Origin of the sequence: Mycobacterium sp., assembly GCF_046095365.1 — a bacterium.
Classification (GTDB): Bacteria; Actinomycetota; Actinomycetes; order Mycobacteriales; family Mycobacteriaceae; genus Mycobacterium.
In genome coordinates, this window is the sequence record NZ_JBJTJF010000002.1 from 1 (window position 1) to 22,262 (window position 22,262).

The following is a 22,262-nucleotide window of genomic DNA, read 5'->3' on the forward strand; positions in this document are numbered from 1 at the left end:
GCGCGGTCGAACTCGGGCGAGGGCGGCGAAGCCGTCAGCCGCTTCGAGCGCGACGACAACGGCGACTGGCGCCGCAGCGCCATCAAGCAGGTGGCTTCCGGGAGGTTCGGCGTCACCAGCAACTACCTGACCAACTGCACCGACATCCAGATCAAGATGGCCCAGGGCGCCAAACCCGGTGAGGGAGGCCAGCTTCCGGGTCACAAGGTGTATCCGTGGGTGGCCGAGGTCCGGCACTCCACTCCCGGGGTCGGGCTCATCTCCCCGCCGCCGCACCACGACATCTACTCGATCGAGGATCTCGCGCAGCTGATCTACGACCTCAAGAACGCCAACCCGCAGGCCCGTATCCACGTCAAGCTGGTGAGCGAGAACGGCGTCGGCACGGTGGCGGCGGGGGTGTCCAAGGCGCACGCCGACGTGGTGCTGATCTCCGGTCACGACGGCGGCACCGGGGCGACCCCGCTGACGTCGATGAAGCACGCCGGTGCGCCCTGGGAACTCGGCCTGGCCGAGACCCAGCAGACCCTGCTGCTCAACGGCCTGCGCGACCGGATCGTCGTGCAGGTCGACGGCCAGCTCAAGACCGGCCGCGACGTCGTGATCGCCGCGCTGCTCGGCGCCGAGGAGTTCGGCTTCGCCACCGCGCCGCTGGTGGTGTCGGGCTGCATCATGATGCGGGTCTGCCACCTCGACACCTGCCCGGTCGGCGTGGCCACCCAGAACCCGGTGCTGCGCGAGCGGTTCACCGGCCAGCCGGAGTTCGTCGAGAACTTCTTCCTGTTCGTCGCCGAAGAAGTCCGCGAGCTGATGGCCAGGCTGGGATTCCGGACGGTCAATGAGATGGTCGGTCAGGTCAACGCCCTGGACACCGCACGGGCCGCCGCGCACTGGAAGGCTCGCAAGCTGGATCTGGAACCGGTTCTGCACGAGCCGGACTCGGCGTTCATGAACCAGGACCTCTACTGCAGCTCTCGCCAGGACCACGGCCTGGACAAGGCGCTTGACCAGCAGCTGATCGCCCGCTGCCGGGAGGCCCTGGACGCGGGCACACCGGTGCGGTTCGCGATGAAGATCGCCAACACCAACCGCACGGTGGGCACCATGCTGGGCCACGAGGTCACCAAGGCCTACGGCGGTGACGGCCTGCCCGACGGCACCATCGACATCACCTTCTCCGGCTCGGCCGGCAACAGCTTCGGGGCGTTCGTGCCGCGCGGCATCACCCTGCGGGTCTACGGCGATGCCAACGACTACGTCGGCAAGGGTCTGTCCGGCGGGCGGATCGTGCTGCGGCCCTCCGACGAGGCCCCGGAAGGCTATGTGGCCGAGGACAACATCATCGGCGGCAACGTGATCCTCTTCGGGGCCACCAGTGGCGAGGCGTTCATCCGCGGCACCGTGGGGGAGCGGTTCGCGGTGCGCAACTCCGGGGCGCACGCGGTGGTCGAGGGTGTGGGCGACCACGGCTGCGAGTACATGACCGGCGGCCGGGTGGTGATCCTCGGCACGACCGGGCGTAACTTCGCCGCGGGCATGTCCGGCGGAATCGCCTTCGTCTACGACCCGCAGAGTCTCCTGCCGGCCAACCTCAACGCCGAGATGGTCGATCTCGAAACCCCCGACGACGACGACCTCGAGTGGCTGCACGGCACCCTGGTGGCACACCGGGACGCCACCGATTCGGCCGTCGCGCAGCGTATTCTGGCCGACTGGCCCCGGCAGGCAGGGGATTTCGTGAAGGTGATGCCACGCGACTACAAGCGCGTGCTGGCCGCGATCGCCGAGGCCGAACGAACCGGCGAGGACGTCGACACCGCGATCATGGCGGCTTCCCGTGGCTGACCCGAGCGGCTTCCTGAAGTACACCCGCCGGGAGACCCCCAAGCGGCGTCCGGTCCCGCTGCGCCTGCGCGACTGGAACGAGGTCTACGAGGACTTCGACCACGAGGCTCTGCAGCACCAGGCCGCGCGCTGCATGGACTGCGGAATCCCGTTCTGCCACAACGGCTGCCCGCTTGGCAACCTGATCCCGGAATGGAACGACCTGGTCTACCGCGATCGCTGGCGCGACGCCATCGAGCGCCTGCACGCCACCAACAACTTCCCGGAGTTCACCGGAAGGCTGTGCCCCGCGCCGTGCGAGGCGTCCTGCGTGCTGGGCATCAACCAGGATCCGGTGACCATCAAGCAGGTCGAGGTCGAGATCATCGACAACGCCTTCGACGAGGGCTGGGTGCAGCCCAACCGGCCGCACCTGGTGACCGGCAAGTCGGTGGCCGTGGTCGGCTCCGGCCCGGCCGGTCTGGCCGCCGCCCAGCAACTGACCCGTGCCGGCCACGACGTGACGGTGTTCGAGCGCGCCGACCGCATCGGCGGGCTGCTGCGCTACGGCATCCCCGAGTTCAAGATGGAGAAGCGCCACATCGACCGCCGTCTGGAGCAGATGGAGGCCGAGGGCACCAAGTTCCGCGCCGGGGTCGACGTCGGCGTCGACGTCACCGCCGCGGAACTGCGCAACGACTTCGACGCGGTGGTGCTGGCCGGCGGCGCGACCGACTGGCGCGACCTGCCCATCCCGGGACGTGAGCTCGACGGCATCCACCAGGCCATGGAGTACCTGCCGTGGGCCAACAAGGCCGCCGTCGGCGATCCGGTGACCGATGCCGACGGGCAGCCGCCGATCACCGCCAAGGGCAAGCGGGTGATCATCATCGGAGGCGGCGACACCGGCGCGGACTGCCTGGGCACCGCCCACCGGCAGGGCGCAGCCAGCGTGCACCAGTTCGAGATCATGCCCAGGCCGGGCGCCGACCGTGACCCCTCCACGCCGTGGCCCACCTACCCGCTGATGTACCGGGTGTCCTCCGCGCACGAGGAGGGCGGCGAACGGGTGTTCTCGGTCAGCACCGAGCGTTTCCTCGGCGAGGGCGGCAGGGTCACCGGCCTGCGCGCGCACGAGGTCGTCATGAAGGCCGGTGCCTTCGAGAAGGTCGAGGGCACCGAGTTCGACCTGCAGGCCGACATCGTGTTCCTGGCGATGGGCTTCGTCGGGCCGGAGAAGCCCGGCCTGCTGAGCGACCTGGGCGTGGAGTTCACCGACCGGGGCAACGTCGCCCGCAACGTCGACTTCGAGACCACCGTGCCCGGGGTGTTCGTAGCCGGTGACATGGGCCGCGGGCAGTCGCTGATCGTCTGGGCGATCGCCGAGGGCCGGGCCGCGGCGGCCGGCGTGGACCGCTACCTGATGGGCCACACAGCTTTGCCGGCGCCTATCGCCCCGACTGCCGCACCGCAACGCTAGTCACATCAGTCACATCAGAAACACGCGAGCTGGGTCGGCGCGCCTCCTTTGGTTTTCGGCGTCATGAAGTTGTAATTGCTGAGGTGGGGTTGGCCCGGTAAGTTCAGCCCTGGTTGCCAATGATGTCGACCGCAGGAGATTGTCGTTGTGTTCCTGAACCCGATCCTGAACCCGCCGCAGTCCCGGCTGGGGCGCATCGCCTGGTCGCTGCTGCGCCACCCGGTCAAGAGCCGGGAGTTCCCCGCCAAACGCGAACGCCTGGTCACGGCCGCCGAACTGCTGCGCCTGGGCTTCTAGCCGCCGGCGCGTTCGCGGCGGCTAACCCTGCCGCCAGAGCCCGGAGTCCCGGATCGCCTCGGCCAAGGGTCCGAGCACCCGCGGGTCGTGGGGCGGCGGCAGGTAGACGATCGCCAGGTCCAGGCCCTCGGCGCCGAGGGCGATGGTGTCCTCGATGACACCGCGGTGTCCGCGCTCCGGGGTCAGCCGGATGTGCGACGAGAGCATGATGTCCTTCGGGTTGCGGCCGACGTCGGCGCAGTGCGCCTTGAGCACGTCGCGCTTGCGGGCGAACTCCGCGGGTGTGCCGCCGACGAAGTTCCAGTGATCGGCGTACTTGGCGGTGATGCGCAGGGTGCGCTTCTCGCCGTTGCCGCCGATGCAGATCGGCGGGTGCGGCGCCTGCGGGCCCTTCGGCTCGTTGCGGGCGGCCGTGAGTTGGAAGAAGCGGCCGTCGAAGTCCGTGGTCTGCTGGCTCAGCAGACCGATGAGCACCTGGCAGGCCTCCTCGAACCGGTCGAAGCGGTCGGTCAGGCTGCCCAGTTCGATGCCGTATGCCCCGGACTCCTCCTCGTTCCAGCCCGCGCCGATGCCCAGTTCCAGCCGGCCGCCGGAGATGATGTCAAGTGCGGCAGCCATATTCGCCAGCACCGCCGGGTGGCGATGGTGAATTCCCGTGACGAGCGTTCCGAGTCGGAGCCGGCTGGTGGCCTGGGCCAGCGCGGTCAGCGTGGTCCAGCCCTCCAGGCACGGGCCGGCCGGATCGGAGAAGATCGGGTAGAAGTGGTCGAAGGTCCAGCCCGACTCGAAGAGCTCGATGTCGTCGGCGGCCCGCCACACCGCCAGCATGTCGGCCCAGGTGGTGTTCTGCGGGGCGGTTTTGAAGGCGAATCGCATCCGGGCAAGCCTATACCGGGCCGCGCAGCGTGACGCGGAACTGCATCACCCGGTAGGGCCAGCCGCGTGCGGTGTTCCACTGCGACACAACGAGTCCCACTCCGCCCGGCACGTCGAGCCGGCTGCCGGGCAGCACGTAGCCGCCATAGAGCTGGGCCACCCGGCACCCCCCGTGGTCCTCGCCGTCCCAGTCGCACCCGCGCACCGGCCGCTGGACCGGTACGCGCGTCAGGTCAGCCGTCGGGTGGGCAATGGTGCGGTAGCCCAGCGAGTAAGCGGACGACAAGAATCCACCGAGAACCCATGTGCCGCAATCCAATCGGCGTAGTGACAGCTCTCCCCAGGTCTCCCCGGCGGGTGTGATCACCCGCGCCTGCTCTCCCCACCGCCCGTCGGCCCAGGCCTGATAGCGGTCCTGGTCCCCGATGTGTTCGGGCCTCACCCGGCGCAGGATCAGCCCCTTGTCGCGCTGAAACCCGCTCGACACCACGTACACCCAGCCGTCGACGGGGTCGAGGTCCCACGTCCAGCACTGCGCGTGGCCGCCGTAGAGCCCGGCCGGGAACTTCGCGCCGCGGCCCAGGTTTCGCCAGGACATGCCGCTGTCGTCGGAACGCCAGATCTCGGTCCACAGCACGTTGCCCAGACCGCGGTTGACGATCGCGTGCAGGTACAGCGCGTCACCCACCGCGAGCAGATCCGAGGGGATGACGGTGCTGATGCCCCGGCGCAGCAGTCCCGCGCCGTGCCGGTGGCGGTAGTGCCACAACTGGCGGGCGTATTGCGGGTCGGCGCCGCCGGCGGCGTGGTAGGTGATCGGGTGGGTGGCGTCGCCGGTGCCGATCAGGATCACCGGCGAGCGCCAGTCCCCGGAGCCCACCCGGTTGCCGGAGAAGGTGTCGCCGAAGACGGACACCAGGTTCCCGTCGGGGGCGCGCACCGATGCCCCCAGGTCGGTGCACATCGCACCGAGGTGGTCGGTGTGGCCGGGCCCGGTGAGGTCCCTGACCTTGCCGACCCTTCCGCCCGGGGTTGTCAGTGCCACGGCACCTCCTGCCCGAGACTCCCAACCCGCGCCGCGGTTAGCCGCCGGCCCGGCCCGGTGATGCTGAAAGCCGCAAAGTATAGGGAAATCCCTGTATTGGATTGGTATTGGCACGGCTGCGCTGGTCATAGGGTTTTCACAGCGAGTCGTTATGTCGGGTTTGGTTTCTGCCTCCCGCGCGGATACGACAAGAGAAGCCGGGGAGTTCACATGCGCGCATCACTTTTCATCGGTCGGGTCGGGGGTCTGGCGGTTGCCCTGGGGGTCGGGGCCGCGGCTGCCGGTGGACCCGGGCTGGCGTGGGCCGCGCCGGAGGATTCGGCGCCGTCCCAGGAGTCGACCAGCGCGGCGGGTGCGCCGGGTGGCGACCGGTCCGACGCGGTCGCGAGCCCGCGCAAACGCGCGGGCCGGGGGGAGGCCCGCGGTCCGCGAGCCGCCCGCCAGCCGGCCAGAGCAGCCGCCGCCGAGCGGACGCGTTCGGGTGCGGTTTCCGGCGTGCCGCGGGCCGGCCGCCACCCCGGCAACGAGTCCGTCGCCAGATCCGGTTTCCTCCGGCCCGAGGACCTGCCTGCCGTCGTCCCCCCGGGCGGGTTCGAGGCGGTGCCGGTGCCCGCCGCGGCGGTGCCGGTTCGGGCCGCCGCCACAGCCCTGCCCGCGGGCACGGTCACGGTGGGCACGGCGAACGCCGGCGGCTCCGGCCAGTCGGGCAGTGCACCGGCGGCGGCAACCCAGGCCGGCGCCGGCAGGCTTTCGACCATGGCCCGCGCCGGGGCGCTGCAGTCGGTGCTGGGACCGCTGCTGGGCACCGACCCGTCGGCACCCGGGCAGTCCCCGGTGTCCTGGATGGTGCTGGCGGCGGCGCGGCGCCAGGGCGAACGTTTGCAGCGAGCCGTCCCCGCGGCGACCACCACCGGCCAGGCCGGACCGGCACCTGCCGCGGTCTATGAACCCAACGCACCCATCGTGACGATCAGCGATGTGATATTCACCGAGGGTAACGGGACGACGATGACGTTTGTCGTCTCGCTGGACAAGCCTCTCACCGACGACCTTCAGCCCTTCAAGTTCTGGTTCGAGAACGGTACTGCCAAGCAGGGCGTGTTCTGTCCGCAGTCGTGCCCGCAGGGTGTGGTGCCAAGTGCCACCGCCGATTTCATGGACGCCGGCGACGGCACGGGCACCGGGAGTTCGGCCTTTAGGATCTACACCAAAGAGAACCCGGGAGAGTTCTTCATCGGCAGCGCCGGGTTGCCCAAGCGGGTTCGTGCCGCCTCCGCGCAACCGATGATCCCCGACCTGACCCAGTTCCAAATCACGGTGTGGGTGCGTGATGACCAGCTGGTCGAGGGCAACGAGAATTTCAGGGTGGTCGTCGCGAACGGATACAAAGACGTGTCCTACGTCAAGCCGGGTCAGTCAGACGAGAACCCGAAGGGACCCTGGCAAATCAGTGCGCTCGGGACCATCAAGGACAACGACAAGCCTGTTGCGACGCTCACCGGTCCGGCCACGGTGACCGAGGGCGGCAAGGCGACCTACACGGTCTCCCTGGCTCAACCGAACGGCGCGAAATTGGACACGACCTATGAGGCTGCGAGTGTCAGCTTCAGCGCCGCCGGGTCCAGCCCGTCGGGCGCCAAGGCGGCTACCGCGGGATCGGACTTCACGCCGGGCGGCGGGCGGGTGGATATCCCCAAGGGATCTACCCAGGCCACGTTCGAGATCACCGCCTCCAGCGACAATGCGACGGAGGGCCCTGAGGCGTTCACCGTGACCCTGCAGCAGCCGACGACCGGCGCCACACTGGGCACAGCCAAGGCGGTATCGACCGTCATCACCGACGTGCCGCCTCCGCCAACTCCGCCAGTCCCGCCGGGCGGCACAGTCGTCACCCCGTTCGGGACACCCATCGACCCGGCCCGGCCGGGCCGCACCCGCTTCGAATACCGGAACAACTACGCGTTCGCAGTCCTGCTCGCCGACGGCACGGTGACTTCGTGGGGCAACCCCAAGTCCGGCGGAACGCCACCCGCCGGCCTCACCGGCGTCAAACAGATCTACTCATCGGGTTCGGCGTTCGCGGCGCTCAAGAAGGACGGCACCGTGCTCGCCTGGGGGGACCCGGCGAAGGGCGGGACCACGCCTGCCGGCCTGAGCAACGTCAAGCAGATCTATTCCAACGGAGGCGCGTTCGCGGCGTTGACCAACGACGGCAAAGTCGTGGCCTGGGGGGACCCCGCGATGGGCGGGAACAATCAGGTTCCCAGCGGTCTGAGCAACGTCAAGCAGATCTACTCCAACGGAGGGGCCTTCGCGGCGTTGACCAACGACAACAAGGTGTTCGCCTGGGGCGATCCGGTGTACGGCGGTGACGGGAAGGTCCCTGCCGGACTCGCCAACGTCAAGGACATCTACTCGACGGAGTACGCGTTCGCGGCTCTGAAGAACGACAACACCGTGAGCGCCTGGGGCGATCCTCGGTACGGCGGAGACACCGCCGGGCAGAAGCTTGCCGACGTCAAGACGATCTACGCCACCAAGTACGCTTTCGCCGCGTTGACCAATGCGGGTTCGGTGCTGCCCTGGGGCAGCGAGTTCCAAGGTGGCAACCTCACCCGGGGTGGCGCGGGCACCGCCACGCCAGGCTTGCTCGCAAACGTGAAGGTCGTCAAGATCGTCTCGACCACCAGCGCGTTCGCGGCGCTGACCGACAAGAAGTCGGTCATCGTGTGGGGAGATCCCAACGTCGGCGGCTTCGCCCCCACCGGTACGCCGCGACCCGAGCTTGCCAGCGGCGTCAAAGACATCGTCTCCAACAGCTACGCCTTCGCTGCGCTGAAGGACGACGGCACGGTCGTTGCGTGGGGCGACTCGGCCGCCGGGGGCGCGACGCCGGCCGGGCTCAGCGGAGTCAAGGAGATCGTCTCGACCTCCCTCGCGTTCGCTGCGCTCACTGAGGGCGGGAAGGTCACCGCGTGGGGGGACCAGACCTACGGGGGCAACAACGAGGTTCCGAGCGGCCTGAGCGGGGTTGTCCGGATCTTCTCCAGCGCGGGCGCCTTCGCGGCGCTGACCGGCGCCGGCGCGGTTCGGAGTTGGGGAGATGCCGGCTACGGCGGCGGCGGTTCGTGGACCCCGGTCGGCAGCACCCAAGTCGCGGTGTCCGCCGCTGACCCCTTCCGCGATGACCAGTACGGCTCTGCCACACCGTCGTTGCCGGTGGTGACGCTGGCCGGGCCTACCGGTCCGGTGAGCGAGGGGGGTAAGGCGACGTTGACGGTGAAGTTGCCGGATGGGGTCAAGGCCGGTGCGGGTGTGACGGTCAGTTATGAGACCGTCGATGGTAAGGCTACGGCGGCGGGTAAGGACTACACCGCGGTGAAGGGTTCGGTGCCCTTTGTCCAGGGTGCGAACTCGGCGACGTTCAGTGTTGATGTGCTTGCTGATCAGTTGGCGGAGCCTACCGAGGCTTTCACTGTTCGGTTGACCGGGGCCACGGGGGCGACGGTGGCGGCGGGTCAGGGTGCGCAGGCGTCGGTCTCGGTGCGTGATGCGGCGCCGTCGGTGGTGTCGCTGAGTGGGCCGGGTGCTGTGGAGGAGGGTAAGCCGGCGGTGTTCAAGGTGGGTCTGCCTACCGGGGTCAGCGCGGGTGAGGATCTGGCGGTGACCTATCAGATCGCTGAGGGGGGTACGGCGAAGGCGGGTGCGGATTTCACCGCGCCGTCGGGGACGGTGACGATCAAGGGCGGCCAGAATTCGGCGACGTTCAACGTCGAGACGCTCAAGGACGCTGTCGTTGACAAAGACGAGTTCTTCAATGTGAAGCTGACCGGGGCGGGCTTGGGTGCCAGTGTCAACCCGGCGGTGGTCAAGGCCACGATCACCGATGTCACGCCCCCGTTGCCGACGGTGACGCTGACCGGGCCCACCGGTCCGGTGAGCGAGGGCAATCCCGGCGATCCGACGACGAACAAGGCGGTCTTCACAGTCAAGTTGCCCGACGGCGTCAAGGCCGGCGAGGGTGGTGTGACGGTCAACTATCAGACGTCGTCACCGCCGCTGGGGGCCACGGCGAACGTCGATTACACGGCGGTGCCGAAGGGCGCGGTGACGATTTCCAAGGATGCGAACTCGGCGACGTTCAGTGTTGATGTGCTGCCCGACCGCGAATTCGAGCTCGACGAGGTGTTCGTGGTGACGCTGACCGGGGCCACCGGAGCGACGCTGGGCAACAGTGGCAAGACCGCCACTGCGACGATCAAGAACGACGATCCGATCATCACCGTCGTCCGGATCCCGGTCGGTCAGGGGCCGTCGGCGGTGGCAGTCAACCGCACCAACACCCGTGTGTACGTGTCGAACGGCACCGGCGGCGACATCACGGTGATCGACGCCACCTCGCCCTCGTACGCGACGACCACGATCCCCCAGGTCGGAGGGTCGCTGCATGGGATCGCGGTCAGCCCCGACGGGAACCGGGTCTTCGTCGCCAGCACGGCCGCCTTCGAGGGCGGCGGCGCAAAGTTGTCGGTCTACGACGCCAACACGAAGTCCTTGCTCAGGACCGTCAGCTTCGGCGACTACGAGTACCCCTGGGGCGTGGCCGCGGATGCGACGCGGGTCTATGTCACCTCACCCTGGAGCGGCACAGTCTTATCGTTGGACACCACCAAGGACTATCAGGTCACGCGTATCCCCATCGGCGATGGCAGCGGCCCGCAGGCCGTGGTGGTGACCGAGTCGGGCAAGGTCTACGTCGCCAACAACAACGGCACGGTTTCGGTGATCGCCAACAACGCGGTGTCGAAGACCCTGAGTGTGGGCGGACTCCCGACCGGATTCCTTCCGGACGCCGGCGGGAAGCTCCGGGTCTTCAACGCGGCAGGGCAACTGACGACGGTCAACACAGCTGACGACAGCTTCGTGACGGAGCCGTGGAACGAGCCCTTCCCGGGCCTGCCGAACGCGGCCATCACATCCGATTACGAGGTGGTCTACACGCCTAACTACCTGGCAAACGAGGTCTGGCGGATCGCCGAGGAGATGGTTCCGAGCCCGGCGTCGAGTTCGGTGTAGACCTCAGCGCCAGCCCGTGGCGTCGTCACCGGTTCAGCTCAGCGCGAAGTCGGCCGGGTCGGGCTTGCGGGTCCACGCCCAGTAGTCGACCAGCCGCCACGGGCTCAGCGAGTGCACCACGCCGTTGGCGTCCTTGTAGAAGCTGTGCTCGATCGACGGTTGTGACCACACCAGCGTCGCGAGTTCGGCCTGGCAGCGGCCGTACCAGTCGTCGTAGCGCTCGGGCAGCGGCTCCATCGCCGTAGCGCCGGAGGCCAGCAGCAGGTCGATGCAGCCCATGATGTAACGAATCTCGCACTCGGAGTGGAAGATCAGGCTGCCACCGCTGGCCAGGTTGGTGCCCGGGCCGTACATGCAGAAGAAGTTCGGGAAGCCCGGGACGGTGATACCCAGGTAGGCCGCCGGCCGATCGCCCCAGCGGTCGTGCAGGTCGGCCCCGCCGCGCCCCGTCACGCTCAGCGACGACAGGAAATCGTTGACCCGGAACCCGGTGGCGTAGATCAGCACGTCTGCGTGGTGGCGCTCGCCGTGGCTGTCGACGACGGCGTCGGACTCGATGCGCTGCACGCCGCCGCGCACCAGTTCGACGTTGTCCCGGCGCAGCGTCGCCAACCAGCTGCCGTTGTCCTGCAGGGTTCTCTTCCCGGTGGCCGGATAGTCCGGAATCACCTTGGCGGCCAGCGCGTCGTCGCCGTCGAGCTGGCCGGTGATCCACGCGGTGAACATCAGCCGGGCCATGTCGTTGGCCGCGCTGACGGCCACCTGCTGGTCCGGCCAGTCCGGGTCCACCTTCGCCGCGGCCAGGCCGGTGTCGCAGCCGGGCCAGAAGACCAGGAACCGAAACCAGCGGCCGTAGAACGGCAGATGCTTCAGCGCCCAGCGCATCCCGGGCCCCACCAAGGCGTGGTAGTCGGGGTTGGGGAACATCCACTGCGCGCTGCGCTGGATGATCGTCAGGTTTCCCACGGTGTCTGCTATCGCGGGGGCGATCTGAAAGCCGCTGGCCCCGGCGCCGATCATCACCACGTCCTTGCCGGCGAGGTCGACGCCGTGGTCCCAGCGGGCGGTGTGGAAGGCCGGCCCGGAGAAGTCCCCGGCGCCGGCGAACTCCGGTATGAACGGTGCGTTGAGTTGGCCGACCGCGCTGATCACCGCCCGTGCGCGCACCGTGTCGGCCCCGTCGGGGCCGCGGAGGCTCACCGTCCAGGTCCCGGTCGTCTCGTCCCAGGCCAGCGAGGTGACCTCGGTGTCGAACCGGACGTGCTCGCCGATTCCGTGGTGCCCCATCACCTCGGCGAAGTAGGCCTGCAGTTCCGGCTGGCGGGCGAAGTACTCGCTCCAGTGGTCCGAGGGTTCGAAGCTGTAGCAGTAGAAGTGGTTCCCGACGTCCACCCGCGCGCCGGGATAGCTGTTCTCCCACCAGGTCCCGCCCACGCCCGGGTTCTTCTCGATGACGGTGAACGGCACCCCGGCCTGTTTGAGGCGGATCGCGGCGAGCAGACCGGACTGCCCGCACCCGATCACGACCACCTCGAAGCCGGCCCGGGCCGCGGGGTCGGAGACCAGCGCCTTGGCGCGGGCGTCGCGCCCGTCCAGACCCATCTCCTCGAGCATCATCGGCACGTACTCCCCGGGCACCTCCGCGGCGGCGATCCAGTCCATCATCGCCTTGAGCATCTGCGGGTCCACCGGTCGGGGCTCGGGGCAGCCCCGGTCGCGGTAGTCGAGGATGACGTCGAGCGCCAGCGCCCGGGCGGCGGCTTTGTCCTCCTCGGACATGTAGCCCTGAATCTCGTTGAGGAACAGGCCCATTGGCCGCAGCGGCCCGTCCAGGATCGCCCGGCGGGCACCCTCGTCGTCGGTCATGTGCACACACGACATCAGCAGCGCGGGACCCGAGACGTCCCGCAACGCCTCGGCGATCTCGGCGTCGGATTCGGTGAACGGCTCGCCGGCGTGCGGGTTGCGCATCTACTCGCCGGGTGCCGGTCCGGTGCGCCAGCCCGCGATTCCCACGGTGATCATCCGCAGCTGGCGGATCGCGGTGCGCTTGATGTCGTCCACCGCCGCGGTATCCGGCGCGTCCTCGAGGGCCTCGGCGATGATGATCATCGAGTTGACGATCAGGCTGGCAAGAACGTTGAGGTCCTCGGTGCTCCAGGCGGTCAGGCCCGGGAAGCGGGCCAGGTCGGTGGCCAACTCGGAGGTGATCAGCCGGATCTCGGTGCGGATCGCGTAGCGCAGCACGCTCACCCCGCTGGATCGCTCGCGGGTGATGAACCGCCAATGCTCGCGCCGGTCGGTGACGCTGGCGACCAGGATGTCGACGCTGGACTCGATCACCCGGTTGAAGTCCAGTTCGCCGGCCCGCGCGGAGCGCAGCATGTCGCGCAGCGCGCGGAAGGACTCGTCGATCAGGACCAGCCCGAGGGCCTCCATCGAGTCGAAGTGCCGGTAGAAGGCGGCCGGCACGATCCCGGCTGCGCGGGTGACCTCGCGCAGGCTCAGGGCGCTGAAACTGCGCTCGTCGAGCAGTTCCAGGGCCGCGGCGACGATCGCGCGCCGGGTGACCTCCTTGCGCTCCTCGCGCGTGGGGGAGTCGCGGGAACGGGACCGGCCGGTCCTGCCCTGACGAGTGGGTGTACGACTATTCACTGATGTGAACCGTACCACATCCAGGTCTTTTCCCTTGACGAAGCCGGAAACCCCACGCAACAGTGTACATATGTTCACTAAAAACGTGCCGACGATCAGCCGCCGATCCCGGCTGCTCGGACTCCTGGCCGGGCCGCACGGCGTGGACCGATTCACCGAACTGGTCGACCCGATGTGGACCAGCGACGAGCGCGCCACGGTGGTGCGGGTCGGCCGGTCCACCCCGGGATCGGTCACGCTGTGGCTACGGCCCAACCATCCGCTCACCGGTCTGCGGGCCGGGCAGTACCTCACCGTCACCGTCGAGATCGACGGACGCCGCCACACCCGCTGCTACTCCCCGGCCGGCGCCGAGGGCGCCGGTCTGATCGAGCTGACCGTGGCCCGCCACGACGGCGGGACGGTCTCGCGGCACCTGCACGCCTGTGCCCGCCCGGGAATGACGGTGGGACTGTCCGGACCCGCGGGCGACTTCGTCCTGCCCACCCCGCGGCCGCGCCGGCTGCTGCTGATCGCCGGCGGCAGCGGCATCACCCCGATCGCGGCGATGGCCCGCACCCTGCACGGCGAGGGCTCCGGCGGCGAGGTCACCGCCATCCACTACGTCCGCACTCTCGAGGACGCCTGCTACCGGGCCGAACTCGCCGCGATACCCGGCCTGCGGGTGCTCTACGGCGCCACCCGCGGTCCTGGCGGCGATCTGGAGGGCCGCTTCGGCGCCGCGCACCTGGCCGCGGCGATGCCCGATCCCGACGCGGTGTACGTGTGCGGACCGCCGGCCCTGGTCGACGCGGTCCGCCAACTCCGTCCCGACGCCGTCGCGGAGAGCTTCGCGCCGGCGCCGGCGGTCATCCCGGACACCCCCGGAGGGGGCCGAATCACGTTCAGCCACAGCGGCGTCGACACCGACGACGACGGACAAACCCTGCTCGAGCAGGCCGAGTCGGCCGGCCTGGCGCCACAGAGCGGGTGCCGGATGGGCATCTGCCACACCTGCACCCGGCGCAAGGTTCACGGCGTCGTGCGCAACCTGTCCACCGGGGCGCTGTCCACCGACGACGACGACGCCGTCCAGATCTGCGTCTCGGTCCCGGTCGGCGACGTCGACATCGACCTCTGATCACCCAAGACACCCACCTGAGAAGGAGACAACCATGACCCACACCCCCGCGCTCACCCCCGCGCAACTGGAGGCCTTCGGCCGCGAACTCGACGCCATCCGGGAACAGGTCGTCGCCGACCTCGGCCAGGCCGACGTCGACTACATCCGCCGCGTCATCAAGGCCCAGCGGGCCATGGAGGTCGCCGGCCGGGCGATCGTCTGGTTCCCGCTGACCTGGCTGCCCGGCACCGCGCTGCTCGCGGTGTCGAAGATCCTGGACAACATGGAGATCGGCCACAACGTCATGCACGGCCAGTACGAGTGGACCGCCGATCCCGCGCTGTCCGCCCGGGTCTTCGAGTGGGACACAGCCTGCCCGTCCGAACACTGGCGGCACTCGCACAACTTCACCCACCACACCTTCACCAACATCGTCGGGATGGACCGCGACATCGGCTACGGCATCCTGCGGATGAGCGACGACCAGCGTTGGCGCCCTTACTATCTGGGAAACCCGGTCTACGCCTTCCTGCTGATGGTTCTGTTCCAGTACGGGGTGGCGCTGCACGAACTGGAGGCTGAACGCATCCGCGCCGGCGAGATCTCCCTGGCCGACAAGCGCGAGGTTCTCGACGCGGTCTGGCGCAAGACCCGCCGCCAGGTGCTCAGGGACTACGCGGCCTTCCCGTTGCTGGCCGGGCCGTTCGCGCCGTTCGTCTTCACCGGCAACCTGACGGCGAACCTGGTGCGCAACGTGTGGGCCTTCGCCATCATCTTCTGCGGCCACTTCCCGGAGGGCACGACCGAGTTCTCGGTCGAGCAGACCCGCGACGAGACCCGCGGCCAGTGGTACTACCGGCAGATCCTCGGCTCGGCGAACCTGACCGGCGGACGGCTGTTCCACATCCTCTCGGGCAACCTGTCCCACCAGATCGAGCACCATCTGTTCCCGGACCTGCCGGCCCGCCGCTACGCCGAGATCGCACCCCGGGTCCGCGAGATCTGCGAGCGCTACGGACTGCCGTACAACTCCGGTCCGCTGCACCGCCAGTTCGCCGGCGTCGTGGGCAAGATCGTGCGGCTGGCGCTGCCGTCGCGGGTCGCACCGCAACCGGCGGCTGACGGTCGTCTGGCCGCCTGAAACGGCCGCTCAACGCCGGACCGCAGCCCCAGCGCCGGCGATTAGAGTGGCGGCCATGGCGTGGCTGCGGCAGCGCGACTCGGTGACCTGCGGCCCGAGTGTGGCGGTGATGGCCGGCGCGCTGCTCGGCGCCGACTACGGGGCGCACCTGATGTCCGGTCAGCCCGGCGCCCAGCGGTGGTTCGACGCCGAGCAGGGCAGGGTGCACCGGGCGGTCAACGTGGTGTGGCCGCGGGCGCTGGGCACCACCCCGGCCGGGATGGCCCGGGCGCTCAACGCGCACAGCCCGGTGCCCTACCGATGGCGGCGCGCCGGGGGCCGCGACGCGCTGGACGACGTCTGCGCGGCGGTCTCCGACGGCTGGCCGGTCGCCATGCTGATCGGTTCGGCGATTCCGCGGCACTGGGTGCTGATCACCGGGATCGAGCGGGAGTCGCTGCGCTGCTATGAGCCTTCGTCGGGCCGGCTGGTGACGGTGCCCGTCGACGCGGTGCGCACCGGCCGGCTGGCGGGCCTGGGCTTTCCCCGGCCGTTCGCCTTCGTGCTCCCCGATGGCAAGACCGTTGCGCGCTAGCGCTTTTCGGCAGTCAGCAGGGCGATCGACGCAGCCACCGCCGGTTCGATCATGTCCGCAACCGGGGTGCCGTCCTCGACGGTCTGCGCGGTCAGTTCACGCAGTCCGCCGACCAGGATCACCGCCGCGGTCGGTGAGAGCGGACCCACCCCGGCCCGGCGGAAACCCGGACCGGCGCTGAGTTCGGTGATCGCCGTCGTCAGCCGGGTGAACCCGCGCCGAATCGCCGGCCGCGCCCCCTCGCCCAGCGCCGGCAGCTCCCGGATCCAGCTCAGCGTGACCGCCGGCGTGGCCTCGATCCGGCGCACATAGGCGCTCACGGCCTGGCGGACCTGGTCCTGCCACGGCGCGTCGGCGTCGACCGCCTCGCGCAGCGCGACCACCAGGTCCTCGTCGTTGGCGTCGAGCAACTCGGCGAAGCACTCCTCCTTGCCGGCGAAGTGGTCGTAGAAGGTGCGTTTGGAGGTGCGGGCGGACCTGACGATGTCGGCGACGGTGCTGTCCCGGTAGCCGCGTTCCTCGATCGAGGCGGCCAGGCCGTCGAGCAGCCGGCGCCGGAAGCCCGTCGCCGACCCGCTCTGGCCGACGACCGGTGCGCTCACGCATCCTCCCTTGTCAGGCTCTGGTACCGCAGAGTACCGTACATCCCGAAGCGGTGGTCGCACTAGCTGGGAGGTCTCGATGACACAGGCGCCGGCGGCGGATTTCCGGGTTGACGGAGCCAGGCTGCCTCCCTCGCCGCGGTTGCCCCGGCCGCTGGTGGGCGTGGGCTTCGTCGGCGTGCGCCGCCCCACGGTGCTGTGGCTGGCCCGCACCTACGGACCGGCGGTGACCATCCGGACCCCGGTTTTCGGCGAGTCGGTCATGGTGTCCGACCCGACGCTGGCCAAACAGATCTTCACCACCAGTCCCGAAGTGCTGCACAACATTCAGCCCAACCTCAGCCGGATCCTGGGTAAGGGGTCGGTGTTCGGGCTGGAGGGCGCCGAGCACCGCCGGCGCCGCAAGCTGCTCACCCCGCCACTGCACGGCAAGAGCATCGCGACCTACGAGCGCATCGTCGAGGAGGAGACGATGCGCGAGATGGCGTCCTGGCCGGAGGGCACCGAGTTCGGTGCCCTCGAGCCGATGATGCGCATCACCCTCAACGTGATCCTGCGGGCGGTGTTCGGCGCCGACGGTGCCGAACTGCAGCAGCTTCGCGACATGCTGCCCAAGTGGGTGACGCTGGGCTCGCTGCTGTCTCTGTTGCCCACCGTGGTCCACCCGCCCGGCCGCTGGAGCCCGTGGGCGCGGCTGGCCGCCTACCGCAAGGACTACGAGGCGCTCCTCGACAACCTCATCGCGCGGGCCCGGCAGGATCCGAACTTCGATGAGCGCACCGACGTGCTGTCGCTGTTCCTGAGGTCCACCTACGACGACGGCACGACCATGAGCCGCGGAGAGATCGACGACGAACTGCTGACCCTGCTGGGCGCCGGCCACGAGACCACGGCCTCCACCCTGGCCTGGGCCTTCGAGCGGATCTCCCGCCACCCGCAGGTGCTGGACCGGCTGGTGGCCGAGGTCGCCGGTGAGGACAACGCCTACCGGCAGGCCACCATCTTCGAGGTGCAGCGCAACCGGACCGTCATCGACTTCGCCGGTCGCGACGTCGCCGCGCCGATGTACGAACTCGGCGAATGGCACCTGCCGCAAGGGATCTCGATACTGATCAGCCTGCTCAACCTGCACCGCGATCCGCAGGTATACCCCGACCCGGAGCGCTTCGACCCGCAGCGCTTCCTCGACGAGAAGCCCAACACATTCTCGTGGGTTCCGTTCGGCGGTGGCACCCGACGGTGCGTCGGCGCGGCCTTCGCCAACATGGAGATGGACGTCGTGATCCGTACGGTGTTGCGCCACTACACGGTCCGCACCACCAGCGCACCGGGGGAGAATTGGCACCACCGCGGTGTCGCGTTCACCCCGAAGAAGGGCGGGCGGATCGCCGTCTACCGGCGCGCTAAGCCGCTCGGCTGAGGTCCACCGCGAGGAAGTCCATCCGCCACAGGTCCTCGAACAGTTCCAGCGCGGTGTACTCCAGTGCGGCCTGGTCGGTGCCGCCCAATACCCCGCTGAGCGCGACCCGCTCGGCGATCTCGCGGATACTGCGATCGCCGTCGATGTTCTGCGCGAAGGCCAGGTGGGTGGGGTCCAGCCGGACCCGCCAGCCGGGGCGGAAGATCTCGTCGCCGGACATGCCGCACCGCAGGCGCAGCAGCGGGACGTAGTCCAGCGCCCGGGTGGAGCCGAAGTCGACCCGGTAGCCGTTCTCGGGCCGTTCGGGTTTGCAGGCCAGGAAGAAATGGCAGGCGTTGAGCGTCTTGATCCGCTCCATGATCGCCCAGATCTTCTCGCGCTCAAGCCCGTTGACCGCCGCATAGAAGTCGTTGGGCGGCTCGGTCAGCGTCGACGGGTAGTAGGAGGTCTTGAGGAACCAGTCCTGGAACACCAGGCCCCCCGCGCTCACCAGGTCCAGGCAGTCCTCGACGGTGTAGCTGCGATCGCGGCCGTGCAGGAAGGTGTCCACCATGCCGGCGTCGAACTCCAGGTCCGGGGCGATCGCCATGTAGCTGCGCAACGGGTGCGAGGGGCCCAGCGAGGCGACGGCCGACTTGACCATGCTCAGCGACTCCTCGTCCTGGCGCAGGCCGAGGTCGCGGAAGACGGCCTGCATCAGTTCCACGCCGGCCCTGCCGTAGCGGGCGTAGAGCATGATCGCCGTGACACCGTCCGGACGCAGGCACTCTGCGAGCGCCTTCATGCCCGCCTTCGGCTTGTCCAGATGGTGCAGCACGCCGGTCGAGACGATCAGGTCGAAATCCTTGTCGAGAGAGCCGATCTCCTCGATCGGAAGGTGGTGGAGCTCAAGGTTTTTCAGCGAGTACTTGTCCTTGAGGTAGCGGTTGTGCTCCAGCGACGGCTGGCTGACGTCGATGGCCACCACCTTGGCCGCGCGGTTGGTGTAGGCGAACACCGAAGCCTGGTTGGTGCCGCAGCCGGCGATCAGGATGTCCATGTCGGGCTGGTAGGGCCGGTCCGGCCACAGGATCCGGTGGGCGTGGCTGGGGTCGAACCACTGCCAGTTGTTGTTCAGCCACGTCTCGAGATTCTGAATCGGCTCCGGGTAAGTCCACTTCTCGTACTGGCGGGCGACCAGATCGGCGCGGGGGTCGGACATGTCGTGCTCCTTGTCCAGTCGGTTCAGCGGTTTCCGATGAGCGGGTTCATTTTGAGCACCGGCAGCGGGAAGAGATGTTCGCTTGCGGTGTCCTCCAGGCTGTCGTAGAGGCCGAGGGAGTACACGCCGGCGTGTTCGACACGCATCGGCAGGTACTGGGTGAACACCCGGAACTTCACCGGAGTCGGCGGGTTGTCGTCCCAGTGCCACCGCCATTCGAGGCTGCCGACCCGCTCGCCCTCCGGGGAGGTCGCGATGATCACCTTCACCGGGTCGTAGTCCGCCCCGCCCAGGGCGGTCACGGCAACGACGATCGGCACGGTGATCTGGGCGGGGAAGTTGTTCACATAGCAGCTGGTCATCGGGAAGCCCTTCACGGCCACCCCGCCGGCGTCCTCTTCCGCGGCGCTCAGTGCTGGCGCGAATGCGACGACCCGCATGCCCTGTTCTCCCCTCGATGCCCGTCAATTCGACAGGGCAACCTTAGTCACAGCTCGGCGCGCCCGGACACCGGAGTCGATGTGGCAACTGCGAAGCGGGCCGCGACGAGGGCGCCGGCGGTGCGGGCAGGGCGGGCAGCTGGTATTTGCTGGCCACGGCAATCCTGAGTGGAACGGCGCACGCGCCCGACGGGTCGGCTGATCGGCTCGCCTCATTGCGGCGTCAACAGCGTTGACCCGGGCCGGTAAACGGCCGCGAGCAGCGAGTTCTGCGCCCGCGGATTAGCCGGAAAGTATTATCGCGTACGTCAGCGACGGTGCCGGACACCAACCGCGTCCGGCGCCGCGGGTTTGGTGCGAGCCCCAACCCTCCGCCGCAGATCTGTGCTGTAAGACGAAAAAAATCAGCTAATTTCCTGTCCAGTTGAGCAAAATCCGCCCATCTGAGATTGCCAGCGTGCATACTTCGCGCGTGGCCGCCCTGCCGCTGGGCCGTCCACTCGAGCAGCTGAGCAAAGGAGCTTCCATGTCTGCTGACCCGTCGCTGCCGTCCGGCCGTCACCGTCGTTCCTCGAAGGGGCGGGTGCGCGGGATCGAGTATCGGCGGCGGGCGGTGACGGCTGAGGAGTCGGGCAGCTCGGTCTACGCCCGGTACGTGGGCCGGGTCGGTGCCTTGGCCGTTGCCCTGGGAGTGGGTTCGGCGGTGGCCGCGATGCCGGCGGCGTTCGCCGACACCACCGGGTCAGGCGGGTCCACGGGCTCGGACTCCACGGCGTCGTCGGAGTCGTCGGCGGGTTCCGGGTCGTCGTCCGCGCGGGCCGAGGGTCGGGTCAGGGCGCGCCGGGGCGGCTCGGCGGCGGCGCCGGGCGGCACGGGGCGCTCCGGTGGTCAGCCGGACAGCGCCGCCCCGGGCTCCGACGAGGATGCGTCCGGACCGTCGCTGCGCGGTGGGCGCACGGGTTCCCCGAAGGCCCCGGCCGCGCGCCGGCGTGGTGACTCGCCGCTGCCGGCGGTCAGCGCGCCATCCGCGGGACCGGTCTCGAGGCCGGGGCCGGCCGCGGCGCCGACCGCGCCGGCGCCGGTCGATCCGGTGCTCGACCTGCCGCGTCCCTCGGCCACGGTGTGGGCCCCGGCGGTGAAGCCGGCCCGCCACACCGGCGGTTCGGGCCGTGCGCTGCCGGCCGCCGCGGTGAGCCCGGCGAACGGCGCGGCGGCGGCGGCGGTTCCGGTGATGAAGCCGACGCCGGCTTCCGCGGCGCGGGTGGCCGCCACCGGCGCCGCGGTGTCGGGCATGGCCGAGGGCCTGCTGTCCTGGTTGGCCGGCGGCAGCGGCGGCGACGTCCCGGCGGCCGGTCCGCTGGCGTGGACGGCGCTGGCGTTCTCCCGCCGGGAGTTGGCCAACGCGAAAGGCACCGGCAGGGCGGCAGCGTCGACCACCACCTCCGGAGGCCTGCTGGGCGGGTTCAAACCGCCGCAGGCATCGGCGACGGGCCGGCTGACGGCCAACAAGCTGTTCGGTGACGGCACCGCGGAGAACCCCGACGCGGGTCTGCTCGGCGGGACCGGCTACACCTACACCAAATACGAGGGCGCCTGCACGAGTGGCGCCTGCAACGGCGGCAAGGCCGGCCTGCTGTTCGGCACCGGCGGCGGCGGGTTCGCCGGCGGCGACGGCGGCTCGGCGGGCTGGTTCGGCAACGGCGGCGCCGGCGGCGCCGGGGTCGACGGCACCAGCATCGGCGGCGTCGGCGGCAAGGGCGGCACCGGAGGTCTGTTCCTGGGACGCGGCGGCAACGGCGGCACCGGCGGCACGGCCAGCGCCGCCGGCGGGGTCGGTGGCGCAGGCGGGGCCGGCGGCGACGCCGGCACCTTCGCCCTGGCCTTCTACCCGCCCGGGTTGAGCTTCGCCGGTGACGGCGGTGACGGCGGCGCGGCCACCGGGATCAACGGCACCGGCGGGCAGGGCGGCCGCGGCGGCAACACCGGCCGGCTGACCCCGGTGAACAACGCCGGTTACGGCGGTGACGGCGGCGCGGCGACCAACGTCGGCGGTGTCGGCGGCAACGGCGGCGACGGTGGTGACACCGGTTCGCTGTCCCCCGCCGGTGACGGCGGCGACGGCGGCAAGGGCGGGGCCGGCTTCAAGGCCGGCGGTCACGGCGGCAACGGCGGTAGGGGCGGCCTGTTGTTCGACGGCGCGGGCAACGGCGGTGACGGCGGCGACGCGGTCGGCGCCGGTGGAACCGGCGGTAACGGCGGCGACGGTGGCGGCGTCAAGCCGACCACGCTGTGGGGCGCCGGCGGCAAGGGCGGTGCGGGCGGCAACAGCATCGCCGCGCCGGTGGCCGGCGTGGCCGGCGGCAACGGCGGTGCGGGCGGCAACGGCGGGGCGAACTCGCGGGTGCTGCCGTTCACCCAGGACCCGAATGAGACCGGCGGCAACAACGGCAGCGGACGCGGCGGTGTCGGCGGCCGGGGCGCTGACGGCGGCGTGGGGGCCAGGGGCGGTGACGGCGGCGCCGGCCGCGC

Annotated in this window: 17 protein-coding genes and 1 pseudogene; 9 read left to right on the forward strand and 9 right to left on the reverse strand. The window is 69.8% G+C overall.

What is annotated here, in order from left to right; genetic code table 11:
* The 3 genes from ACKOQ4_RS00050 to ACKOQ4_RS00060 all read left to right on the forward strand — a co-directional run.
* On the forward strand, nt 1-1,845 hold a 1,845-nt coding region (locus ACKOQ4_RS00050), incomplete at its 5' end, for a glutamate synthase-related protein (protein WP_526287568.1).
* Nucleotides 1,838-3,304, forward strand: a complete 1,467-nt coding sequence (gltD, locus tag ACKOQ4_RS00055; RefSeq protein ID WP_526287570.1) for a glutamate synthase small subunit — start codon at nt 1,838-1,840, stop codon at nt 3,302-3,304. The genes ACKOQ4_RS00050 and gltD, both read left to right, overlap by 8 nt.
* Before the next feature lie 147 nt (nt 3,305-3,451).
* Nucleotides 3,452-3,601, forward strand: a complete 150-nt coding sequence (locus ACKOQ4_RS00060; protein WP_526287572.1) for a hypothetical protein — start codon at nt 3,452-3,454, stop codon at nt 3,599-3,601.
* A gap of 21 nt (nt 3,602-3,622) precedes the next feature.
* On the opposite strand, the gene ACKOQ4_RS00065 is transcribed toward ACKOQ4_RS00060, so the two are convergent.
* Nucleotides 3,623-4,477 (reverse strand): LLM class F420-dependent oxidoreductase, encoded by an 855-nt coding sequence (locus ACKOQ4_RS00065; protein WP_526287574.1) that lies wholly within the window; start codon nt 4,475-4,477, stop codon nt 3,623-3,625.
* A 10-nt stretch (nt 4,478-4,487) separates the two neighbouring features.
* Complete coding sequence (locus tag ACKOQ4_RS00070; protein ID WP_526287600.1) at nt 4,488-5,516, reverse strand: DUF4185 domain-containing protein; 1,029 nt, start codon at nt 5,514-5,516, stop codon at nt 4,488-4,490.
* Nucleotides 5,517-5,732: 216 nt separating this feature from the next.
* Between ACKOQ4_RS00070 and ACKOQ4_RS00075 the strand changes: the two genes are divergently transcribed.
* Nucleotides 5,733-10,598, forward strand: a complete 4,866-nt coding sequence (locus ACKOQ4_RS00075) for a Calx-beta domain-containing protein (RefSeq protein ID WP_526287576.1) — start codon at nt 5,733-5,735, stop codon at nt 10,596-10,598.
* Nucleotides 10,599-10,631: 33 nt separating this feature from the next.
* Here the strand turns inward: ACKOQ4_RS00075 and ACKOQ4_RS00080 are convergent, their stop codons facing one another.
* Both ACKOQ4_RS00080 and ACKOQ4_RS00085 read right to left on the reverse strand, forming a co-directional pair.
* Nucleotides 10,632-12,569 carry a flavin-containing monooxygenase gene (locus ACKOQ4_RS00080; protein WP_526287578.1) on the reverse strand — a complete coding sequence of 646 codons (1,938 nt, stop codon included), beginning with the start codon at nt 12,567-12,569 and terminating at the stop codon, nt 10,632-10,634.
* Entirely contained in the window at nt 12,570-13,253 is a 684-nt protein-coding gene (locus ACKOQ4_RS00085; protein WP_526287580.1) for a TetR/AcrR family transcriptional regulator, read from the reverse strand.
* 70 nt (nt 13,254-13,323) lie between these two features.
* Between ACKOQ4_RS00085 and ACKOQ4_RS00090 the strand changes: the two genes are divergently transcribed.
* The 3 genes from ACKOQ4_RS00090 to ACKOQ4_RS00100 are packed head-to-tail and all read left to right on the forward strand — an operon-like array spanning nt 13,324 to nt 16,070.
* Entirely contained in the window at nt 13,324-14,373 is a 1,050-nt protein-coding gene (locus tag ACKOQ4_RS00090; protein WP_526287582.1) for a ferredoxin reductase, read from the forward strand.
* A 34-nt stretch (nt 14,374-14,407) separates the two neighbouring features.
* Nucleotides 14,408-15,496, forward strand: a complete 1,089-nt coding sequence (locus tag ACKOQ4_RS00095) for a fatty acid desaturase family protein (RefSeq protein WP_526287584.1) — start codon at nt 14,408-14,410, stop codon at nt 15,494-15,496.
* A gap of 55 nt (nt 15,497-15,551) precedes the next feature.
* Nucleotides 15,552-16,070 (forward strand): hypothetical protein, encoded by a 519-nt coding sequence (locus tag ACKOQ4_RS00100; protein ID WP_526287586.1) that lies wholly within the window; start codon nt 15,552-15,554, stop codon nt 16,068-16,070.
* Here the strand turns inward: ACKOQ4_RS00100 and ACKOQ4_RS00105 are convergent.
* A complete protein-coding gene (locus tag ACKOQ4_RS00105) occupies nt 16,067-16,672 on the reverse strand; it encodes a TetR/AcrR family transcriptional regulator (RefSeq protein WP_526287588.1) in 606 nt (201 codons plus the stop codon). The two genes, ACKOQ4_RS00100 and ACKOQ4_RS00105, sit on opposite strands and share 4 nt — an antisense overlap.
* Before the next feature lie 79 nt (nt 16,673-16,751).
* Here ACKOQ4_RS00105 and ACKOQ4_RS00110 point away from each other — a divergent pair, with 79 nt between their 5' ends.
* Nucleotides 16,752-18,092: a cytochrome P450 gene (locus ACKOQ4_RS00110; RefSeq protein WP_526287590.1), complete on the forward strand. Its 1,341-nt coding sequence runs from the start codon at nt 16,752-16,754 to the stop codon at nt 18,090-18,092.
* Here ACKOQ4_RS00110 and ACKOQ4_RS00115 read toward each other — a convergent pair.
* From ACKOQ4_RS00115 to ACKOQ4_RS00130, 4 genes are all read right to left on the reverse strand, one after another.
* Nucleotides 18,076-19,293: a class I SAM-dependent methyltransferase gene (locus tag ACKOQ4_RS00115; RefSeq protein ID WP_526287592.1), complete on the reverse strand. Its 1,218-nt coding sequence runs from the start codon at nt 19,291-19,293 to the stop codon at nt 18,076-18,078. The two genes, ACKOQ4_RS00110 and ACKOQ4_RS00115, sit on opposite strands and share 17 nt — an antisense overlap.
* A gap of 23 nt (nt 19,294-19,316) precedes the next feature.
* Nucleotides 19,317-19,733 carry a hypothetical protein gene (locus ACKOQ4_RS00120; protein ID WP_526287594.1) on the reverse strand — a complete coding sequence of 139 codons (417 nt, stop codon included), beginning with the start codon at nt 19,731-19,733 and terminating at the stop codon, nt 19,317-19,319.
* 642 nt (nt 19,734-20,375) lie between these two features.
* On the reverse strand, nt 20,376-20,606 hold the full coding sequence (locus ACKOQ4_RS00125) for a hypothetical protein (protein ID WP_526287596.1): 231 nt from the start codon (nt 20,604-20,606) through the stop codon (nt 20,376-20,378).
* Nucleotides 20,607-20,621: 15 nt separating this feature from the next.
* On the reverse strand, nt 20,622-21,026 hold the full coding sequence (locus ACKOQ4_RS00130; protein ID WP_526287598.1) for a hypothetical protein: 405 nt from the start codon (nt 21,024-21,026) through the stop codon (nt 20,622-20,624).
* On the opposite strand from ACKOQ4_RS00130, the pseudogene ACKOQ4_RS00135 reads away from it, so the two are divergent.
* Nucleotides 20,995-22,262: pseudogene (locus ACKOQ4_RS00135) on the forward strand (PE family protein); the annotation flags it as partial. The gene ACKOQ4_RS00130 and the pseudogene ACKOQ4_RS00135 overlap by 32 nt on opposite strands.

Bases quoted from the DNA above. Each gene is read 5' to 3' on its own strand.
- ACKOQ4_RS00065 (WP_526287574.1), bottom strand. From the start codon at position 4,477: ATGCGATTCGCCTTCAAAACCGCCCCGCAGAACACCACCTGGGCCGAC.
- ACKOQ4_RS00075 (WP_526287576.1), top strand. From the start codon at position 5,733: ATGCGCGCATCACTTTTCATCGGTCGGGTCGGGGGTCTGGCGGTTGCC.
- ACKOQ4_RS00080 (WP_526287578.1), bottom strand. From the start codon at position 12,569: ATGCGCAACCCGCACGCCGGCGAGCCGTTCACCGAATCCGACGCCGAG.
- ACKOQ4_RS00090 (WP_526287582.1), top strand. From the start codon at position 13,324: ATGTTCACTAAAAACGTGCCGACGATCAGCCGCCGATCCCGGCTGCTC.
- ACKOQ4_RS00095 (WP_526287584.1), top strand. From the start codon at position 14,408: ATGACCCACACCCCCGCGCTCACCCCCGCGCAACTGGAGGCCTTCGGC.
- ACKOQ4_RS00100 (WP_526287586.1), top strand. From the start codon at position 15,552: ATGGCGTGGCTGCGGCAGCGCGACTCGGTGACCTGCGGCCCGAGTGTG.
- ACKOQ4_RS00110 (WP_526287590.1), top strand. From the start codon at position 16,752: ATGACACAGGCGCCGGCGGCGGATTTCCGGGTTGACGGAGCCAGGCTG.
- ACKOQ4_RS00115 (WP_526287592.1), bottom strand. From the start codon at position 19,293: ATGTCCGACCCCCGCGCCGATCTGGTCGCCCGCCAGTACGAGAAGTGG.
- ACKOQ4_RS00120 (WP_526287594.1), bottom strand. From the start codon at position 19,733: ATGCGGGTCGTCGCATTCGCGCCAGCACTGAGCGCCGCGGAAGAGGAC.
- ACKOQ4_RS00130 (WP_526287598.1), bottom strand. From the start codon at position 21,026: ATGCCCGACACCGCGGCGCCGGTGGCGGCCACCCGCGCCGCGGAAGCC.